A 7,841-nucleotide genomic window follows, 5' to 3' on the forward strand; every position below is an offset into this window, starting at 1 on the left:
TTTTGTATTAACGTCCAAACTCATGTGTCGTTTGTTCGCCAGAGATGAAATATAATGTGCGGTTATTAACGACGCGTACATTTTCTACAACATCTGACATAAGCGGCATACCCATAAAGTAAGAGTGCAAGTACATATCATACGTACCACGTGTAATATACGTAGGCTTAATGCTATCTACAGGCACCCCGATTTTTAATGGTGCATGCCCTGCTTTCACAGGTTCAAAACGCAGTTGGAATAAAGGAAAACTCATATATTGAGACGTATCAACATGAATGCGTGTTAATAACCCCGCATTGCGGAAATCTAAGTTTTGCGCGCGCTCCGTATTTACATTAGATAATGTAAGGAAGGCGTGGTATTTTCCCATATCAATAAATGAAAAGTCATAAACACCTTTATCTACATAGATGGTTGGTTGCTCTAAATAGTTAATTGGCAAGAGTGATGACATCGCATGGCCGTCAATTATAGCTGTCGGTACATGGAAAGGTGGCATCGTCTCATACAACTTTTCATAGCGCTTTTCTTTAGGATAGTTAAACAATGTATTTTTAAACGTTATTTTATTTAATTGATCAGCATGTAATGTAAGTGTTTCTTTAGCTTGTACTTTACGTGCGTACATGGCGTTGTCTGCTACGACTGAAATGAAAAGTTCGTCATATTCATCGTAAGCACCTGTTGAAAAAGCAATATCACCTGTTTTTGTGTTCGTTTCAATAAACATAGACAGTTGCTCGAATTCTTCATCTTTAACGCCATATAACGTTGCGACAGTGACTTCTGCTTTGTCATTTTTTTCATTGGTAATATTTAAGGTAATATCTTTTGTACGAATAGGTGTAGTGCGCGTTACTTCTTTTACTACATTGCCTGCATCGTCTTTTAACGTCGCAGAGATGACCATTTCTTTTTGTTTTGGTACGTCTAGCGAGTAGCTCAGCATACCATTTTTAGTAATCGTTTGTGTACCTAAGCTCTTGCCGTCTGCTACAACTTCAATTGTACCTGTATCGTAACCGTAAGAGCCTACTTGAACTACATCTGCACCTTCTGTTAAGTAAGTTGTATTAAGTAAAAATACTTCTTTAGATGTCGTGAAATTTTGAAGCTGTACATGACCAAATCCTGCTTTACTATCAAAATCTTGGTTAGCAGGGCGTTTCGCTTGATCTTTAAGCAATAATTCTACTTCTTCATAGCTTAGCGTAGGGTAAGAGGAACGAATAAGTCCTACAATACCAGCGACAAAAGGGGAGGCCATTGAAGTGCCGTCCATTGACGTATAGCCGTCGCGTTTTCCGTCCATCATATCTAATTTACGTGGCAGCGTACTGTAAATATTTTGCCCAGGTGCGACTAAGTCTAACTCCACCCCGAAATTAGAGAAGTCGGTAAGGGGTTTCTTTTTTGAGCTAGCTCCGATTGTTAATACATCGCGCTCACTCGCAGGGTATTTATTATAAATTTCTTCAGCTTCATTGCCTGCTGCGACAACTACACTAACATCGTGTGCTAGCGCATACAAAATAGCATCGCGTTGGGTTTGCGATAAACCTTGTCCGCCTAAGCTCATATTAATAACGGTTGCACCTTGGTCTACGGCGTAATAAATACCAGAAGCAATATGAGAATCTGAGCCCATTCCTTTTTCATCTAATACACGTACAGGTAAAATTTTGACACCTTTATAATTAGCACCGCGTAATGTAATACCTGCAACATGTGTACCATGTCCTTGCTCGTCCATAGCATCTGTGTCTTCCTCGACAAAGTCATACCCTGGTAAGACGTAGTCTTTTAATACAGGGTGTGCATAGTCAACGCCTGTATCGACTACAGCTACGACTGTTTCTTTTTGCGGTTGCAAGGCTGAAGTGAATTCAGGTAAGCCTAAATCGAACGAGTCCCACATCGTTAAGTGCTCTTGTAAGTTGGAAGCTTGACGTTTATAGTCTGCTTCTATGTACGCCACACTGCCACGTTTAATGGCTTCTTGAATAGCAGCATCCGCTAATTTTTGTTTAGGGAGGGAAATAAATTGCTGCGCCTCATTTAAGTAAACATCTTCTTGTTGGCTAAATTGCTTAAAAATTGCGTCATCCGCTTTATATTTAATGATGACATTGTCGTTGCCGGCGGCTTGACCTATTAATGGTAAGGTAAGTACCGAACAAGCGAACACTGCTGTGGCTAGTAGTTTTTTTATCATATCCGCACACTCCTTTATTCTATTGTATACGCATTAGCATGCTTTATGTTTCAAAAAAAAGAAACGCGCCAAACGTCTTATAGAAGTAGACGTTCGCGCATTTCGATTTGCTCAAGTGAATCATCGTACCATATGCCATAAAAACGAGATGTGACAGGCTCATCAAAGTAATCACCATCGTAGTAGGCAAGCGGTAAAAGTCCACCTTCTTTAATGCAGTTGACAATGTTTGTATAAAACGTTGCATTATCTGCTTTAGCCTCGTAAGACATAAATTTAGCAACCGATTTTTTAAAGCTATCTTTAAACATCAGCATGGCAGTTGAACCATTTTGGCGGAAGTTTAAGTCAATCGCTTGGATATCGCCCGTGTCGGTAACGATAAGGTCGAAGCCTGCAATGCCGACAAAACCTTCAGCAACACCGCACTCCATAATGTGTCGCCCTACGTCGATTACACGCTGTGGTACATCACGTACAATGACGTTGCCATGATAATGACCTTCTTCATCGGTAAGTTGCTCAGAGGCGCCTAAATACTGAATGCCGAGCTCTTTAGTATAAATGTATTGGCAACTAAAGTTGGCTTTAACGCTAAGCAGCTGTTCTACGACGACATCTTCTGTTGTTGCTTTGCGCAATTGACGCAGTGCTTCAGTTACTTGCTCATTTGTATGGCAAATCATTACCCCGTAGCCACCAGAAGTAGGGTCATCGCCACCAGGTTTTAAGACGATAGGCAGTGTCATAGAAGAAATGGTAGCAGGTGCATCTGCTAGCTTGACGGTAAAGCGCTTCGGTACATATTTTGCATCTATTAATTGATCAATATAAGATTTGCAGTTTAACTCATTAAACTTTTCAGCGTCCATCCAGTAGCGGTCACGAGGGATTTGATGCGCTTCATGTAAATATTGGCAAACGATTGTAGCATCGCTATTTTGCAAATGGGCATGGTACGCTTCTTCTGTATCATATGTGTATATAGTAGAAGGAGGTGTAAAGCCAGCTAACGATAATAAAGCTTTAGCTTGAGCAGTTTGAGTAGCGCTATGTACAAGCACAGGTACGTCTGCAAATAATACTTCGCGCGATGTTAACGCGTCGAGTTTATGCACATCATTTAACATCCACGGATTATCACTAAATGGGGTGCGTGGCGTGTATAAAATATCGTCTCCATAAATTTCACGCAATGTAAATTTCGGCTTCATAAGTTAGGCTCCTCTCATAGTTACTACTTATAGGGTTACCCCTAACTGCTATCTTAGCTAACCTAAATGTGAAAAAACACTACGATATAACTAGCTCTTAGGTAAGAAATTAGCCCGTAAATGCCCAATATAATTTAAAAATTATGATGATTTGCCATAGTGGCGGTGAATATTTTTATTTTACCTTAATTTGTCGAATTTTTTGACAATTAAGATGTTTATTTTTGGTACTATAGTAGTAAGTACTAAAAAACAAGTAGAGGAGAATGATTAGTGAAAATCGCTACGAAGCTATCCATTATAAGTGCGGTAATTTTATTAACGCTCGTTATGATATTAACTATTAATGCAACGTACGACCTTAATCGTCAAATGCAAGTGACGGAAAAAAATGAAGCTAAAAAAATTGAACAAGGGATAGAAGATACGATTGCTCAGCAATTTGATTTACTGCGCATAGGGTTAGAGCCAATAATACATAACGAACAAATCATCGATGCTTTTCAACAAAGAGATAGAGCGGCTTTAGCACAACAAACAAATGTCTTAATGCCACAACTACAAGCGCAAGGTGTTAAGCAATTTCAGTTCCATTTACCTAATGCGACTTCTTTTTATCGCGTGCATAAACCAGAAGAGTTTGGTGATGATTTATCCACATTTCGTCATACGGTAGTAGAGGCAAATAAAACAAAGCAAATAGTAGAGGGCTTAGAAGGTGGTGTTGCAGGTGCAGGCTTCCGTTATGTAGTACCACTTAGTAAAGGAACAACTCATCTCGGTACAGTAGAGCTAGGTCTTGGTGTAACAGAAGAGTTGTTGCAAAAATTTAATGCGCTTTACGATGGCAATTGGGCTTTGTATAGTATTGAAGATCAATCTACAACATTAGTAGAAGGTGAAGCGCAAACAGAAGAACCTACAGCTAGTGATATAAAAAAATTGCAAGAAGGTAAGACGGTAACAACTTTATCTAATCAAATGCAACAAATGTATTACCCACTTGAAGACTATACAGGTGAAATTAAATGGTACTTAGCACGAGCACTAGACTATAGCGCCGTAATAAAAGCGCAAAAAAATCAAACATTATCACTTATTTTAGTAGGTGTAGTCGTAAGTATCGTCGGTTTATTAGTATTGCTCTTCGTCGTACGACGTATTTTACGTCCGTTATCGCGCATTACTGAAAGTGTGGAAAAAATCGCGAATGGTGATTTAACAGTGCAACCACAACAAAGTCGTCGCAATGATGAAATCGGTCAACTTTCGCGTAGTTTCGCACAGATGACGATAAGTTTAAAGTCACTCATTATTTCCATCCAGACGCAGTCAGAAGATTTGTTACACAGTACGGAACAAATCGGTCAAAGCATGCGTGATAATGAACAGGGGACACGTAAAGTAGTACAAACGATCGGTACAATTAATGATCAAACGGATACGACGCGTGAAATGTGCGTAGAAAGTGCACGTGCTATGGATGACTTAGCAGACGGTATCGTCGGTGTAGCGGATGATACAGGATTGATTGTAGAAGCTGCAACAACGATGACAAGTCTTACTCATAAAGGAAATGATACGTTAGCATCGGCCGTTACACAAATGAATGTTATTAAAGACAATACGAAGCAATTTGCGACAGTCATTGAAGAATTAAATGATGACTCGAATGAAATTGGCACTATAATGCAAATGATAACAAGCATTGCTGAGCAAACTAATTTACTCGCATTAAATGCTGCAATTGAAGCAGCACGTGCAGGAGAATTTGGTCAAGGTTTTGCTGTTGTAGCTGAAGAGATTCGACAGCTAGCTGATCAAACGACACAGTCGGCTTCTAGTGTGCATCAACTCATTAATCAAATCCAAGCTAAAACACAACATGCTGTAGTCGCAATGCAAGAGAGTAATGAAGAAGTGCAAACAGGTGCTGATTTACTTAATTATGTAGGAACAGCTTTCACCAAAATCGAGCAATCTGTCACAGACTTAACGACGCAAATCGAAGGGCTTTCTTCTATTTCAGAACGCATGTCAGCAGGAGCTGAAGAAGTATCAGCCGCGGTGCAAAACATTGCAGAGACTGCAGATCAAACAGCGAGTAGTACGACAGCTGCTACACTAACAGCTGATGAGCAGTTAGCGGCTATCGCTTATGTAACACAAACGGCTCTCCGTTTAACAGAGATGGCTAAGCAACTTGAAGAAAGTGTCTCAACTTTCCAAGTAGAGGCTGAGTAATTAAGTAAAAAACATAGTGCATAAAACGGAACTGACCCGTCGAAATGGGACAGTATAAAAAAGCGTCATACAGCCAGTTTTCGGTACTCTACCGGAGACTGGTTGTTTAGTTTAAGTTGAATTCATAGGTGACACAAGCCCCCACTTCAAAACGCTTTAGCGTTTAAGCGGGGGTAGTTGACGCCTAGCTAACAAAGATGTTAAAGTTATAACAGACCCTGATGAGTTACAGCCTTTCAAAGAAAAATTTGGAGAAAAGTTGGGGGATAAGAAATTAGAAAAGGTAACAATTGTTGAACCAAAAGAACTTTCCGTAAAGAATGATCTGATGCCATTTAACAATGTAAAACTTGCCGCAACTGGATATAATTTGAGAAATATATCTAAAACAAACGGATGTGGTATTCAGGAAATACGTAGATCAACATATAGTTACCCAGGTGGAACAATGACAGTTTCGGAGAGTGTTTCAGCAACTGCTAGCGCAACAGGTGGCATTAGCATGGCTGGTATATCGGCAGAACTTGGATTTAGTGTAACAAAATCTTATGGCATTTCTGATAGCCAAAATGTCGTTGTGGCTAAAGGGAAGAGCAAAACAGTTAGAGCATTTCCAACGTTAGATGTTTATAATTTTAATGTTTACAATGGGTCAACTAAAAAGGGTTCAGGAAATGCACAAAAACCTGTAGGAGTCTGCTTTGTACAATACTCAAATTAAATAACCCGTAAGCAAAAGAAAGGGTTGACAATTATTAAAAAAGTTATTATACCAATGCTTTTATCAATCGTTATGGCGGTTGTTGGAGTATATATCATCATTAAATCGCCGGATATAGGCAGTAACGCATTAGAAAGCTACGTTTCAACGGCTGCTGGTGGAAATATAGATACAGGTGAATATTTAACCAGACTGCAGATATATGTAAAATCTTATATCGTACTAGGTAGTATTCTTCTATCCTCTGGATTATTAAGCTTAGTTATATTTACCTCAGTCGGGTTTACAAGGAAAAAATAATAAAGCAGTTAAATAACGTGTCCGGTTGTCAAAAACAATAAACCTAAAGGTTAAAGGGTTGCCATCAAGGCAACCCTTTTTTATTTCGCCAGTGGGAAAGACAAACGGGAAGTGTCAACGGTAAATGTCTGACTGACCAACGGGAAGGAATTTAAGGAGTTGACACGTGAGAAGTTTGCCAAGCTAGCATTGACGAAAGGAAATGGAAGGGGCGGTTTTCCCCGTACCATTTTTTTCGGCACCCGCGGTAAGCGAGAAAGTTTTGGGGGGATTGCCCCTTTTTCAAAAGGGGGCAAGGTCGGTATCTTTTTCATTCGCTTAAGCGAATGATCGGCGAAAGCCGAAGCAGCCTCGCAGAGCACACCTTTACGAATGTAAAGTATAGTGTGTTATACTTTACATGGAAGTTGGGCCGATTTGTCATGACAAATTTTCTCGAAAGCGAGGTCGAAAATAAATGAGTTTTGCAGTAGTCCGTATGCAGAAAATGAAGTCACACGATCTGAAAGGAATTCAATTTCATAATCAGAGAGAACGAGAATCGAAAACGAATGAGGATATTGATCCAGATTGTACTCATGAAAATTATGATTTGGTGAATGATGAACCGATCGACTATAACGAGCGAGTAAAAGAAATTATTGAATCGCAAAAAGTTGGAACGAGAAAAACAAGAAAAGATGCTGTGCTTGTAAATGAATTACTTGTCACGTCTGATCGGTATTTTTTTGAGCGATTAGAGCCTGATGAACAGAAACGATTTTTTGAGGAAAGTTATAAATTATTTGCTGATCGATATGGGAAACAAAATATTGCGTATGCGACCGTTCATGTTGACGAAAAAACTCCTCATATGCATTTAGGTGTCGTGCCAATGCGTGATGGAAAATTGCAAGGAAAAAATGTGTTCAATCGTCAAGAATTGTTGTGGCTGCAAGACAAGTTTCCAGAGCATATGCAGAAGCTCGGATTTGATTTACAACGTGGAGAAAAAGGTTCGGATCGGGAGCATATTGAAACGAGTAAATTTAAAGCTATAGGAAGTGTACACAAATCCTTGATTGTTGTGCAAGATGCATCTAGGAGCGATGTTTTTTACTTGTTCTAGAGTATCTAAGACATATCGCCTATGTATAATAAACAT

Annotated in this window: 5 protein-coding genes and 1 pseudogene; 4 read left to right on the forward strand and 2 right to left on the reverse strand. The window is 39.4% G+C overall.

Annotated features, from left to right (window positions below; genetic code table 11):
• Nucleotides 1-7: 7 nt before the first annotated feature.
• Together DDE80_RS09305 and ldmS are read right to left on the reverse strand one after the other, a co-directional pair.
• Nucleotides 8-2,218, reverse strand: a complete 2,211-nt coding sequence (locus tag DDE80_RS09305; RefSeq protein ID WP_108307389.1) for a S8 family peptidase — start codon at nucleotides 2,216-2,218, stop codon at nucleotides 8-10.
• 77 nt (nucleotides 2,219-2,295) lie between these two features.
• Nucleotides 2,296-3,432, reverse strand: a complete 1,137-nt coding sequence (gene ldmS / locus DDE80_RS09310) for an L-aspartate--L-methionine ligase LdmS (protein ID WP_108307390.1) — start codon at nucleotides 3,430-3,432, stop codon at nucleotides 2,296-2,298.
• Between the two features lie 273 nt (nucleotides 3,433-3,705).
• On the opposite strand from ldmS, the gene DDE80_RS09315 reads away from it, so the two are divergent.
• The 4 genes and pseudogenes from DDE80_RS09315 to mobV form a co-directional block, all read left to right on the forward strand.
• The gene (locus tag DDE80_RS09315; RefSeq protein ID WP_108307391.1) at nucleotides 3,706-5,676 is read left to right on the forward strand and encodes a methyl-accepting chemotaxis protein; all 1,971 of its coding nucleotides are present in this window, start codon (nucleotides 3,706-3,708) and stop codon (nucleotides 5,674-5,676) included.
• Between the two features lie 259 nt (nucleotides 5,677-5,935).
• Nucleotides 5,936-6,397 (forward strand): hypothetical protein, encoded by a 462-nt coding sequence (locus DDE80_RS09320; protein ID WP_108307392.1) that lies wholly within the window; start codon nucleotides 5,936-5,938, stop codon nucleotides 6,395-6,397.
• 24 nt (nucleotides 6,398-6,421) lie between these two features.
• A complete protein-coding gene (locus tag DDE80_RS15050) occupies nucleotides 6,422-6,697 on the forward strand; it encodes a hypothetical protein (protein ID WP_153060889.1) in 276 nt (91 codons plus the stop codon).
• A gap of 457 nt (nucleotides 6,698-7,154) precedes the next feature.
• Nucleotides 7,155-7,772 (forward strand): annotated as a pseudogene (mobV, locus tag DDE80_RS09325) (MobV family relaxase); the annotation flags it as partial.
• Nucleotides 7,773-7,841 lie beyond the last annotated feature (69 nt).

This window comes from Metalysinibacillus jejuensis, assembly GCF_003057615.1.
Taxonomy (GTDB): domain Bacteria; phylum Bacillota; class Bacilli; order Bacillales_A; family Planococcaceae; genus Metalysinibacillus; species Metalysinibacillus jejuensis.

Excerpts from the sequence above, each read along its gene's own strand:
- ldmS (WP_108307390.1), bottom strand. The coding sequence starts at position 3,432 with ATGAAGCCGAAATTTACATTGCGTGAAATTTATGGAGACGATATTTTA.
- DDE80_RS09305 (WP_108307389.1), bottom strand. The coding sequence starts at position 2,218 with ATGATAAAAAAACTACTAGCCACAGCAGTGTTCGCTTGTTCGGTACTT.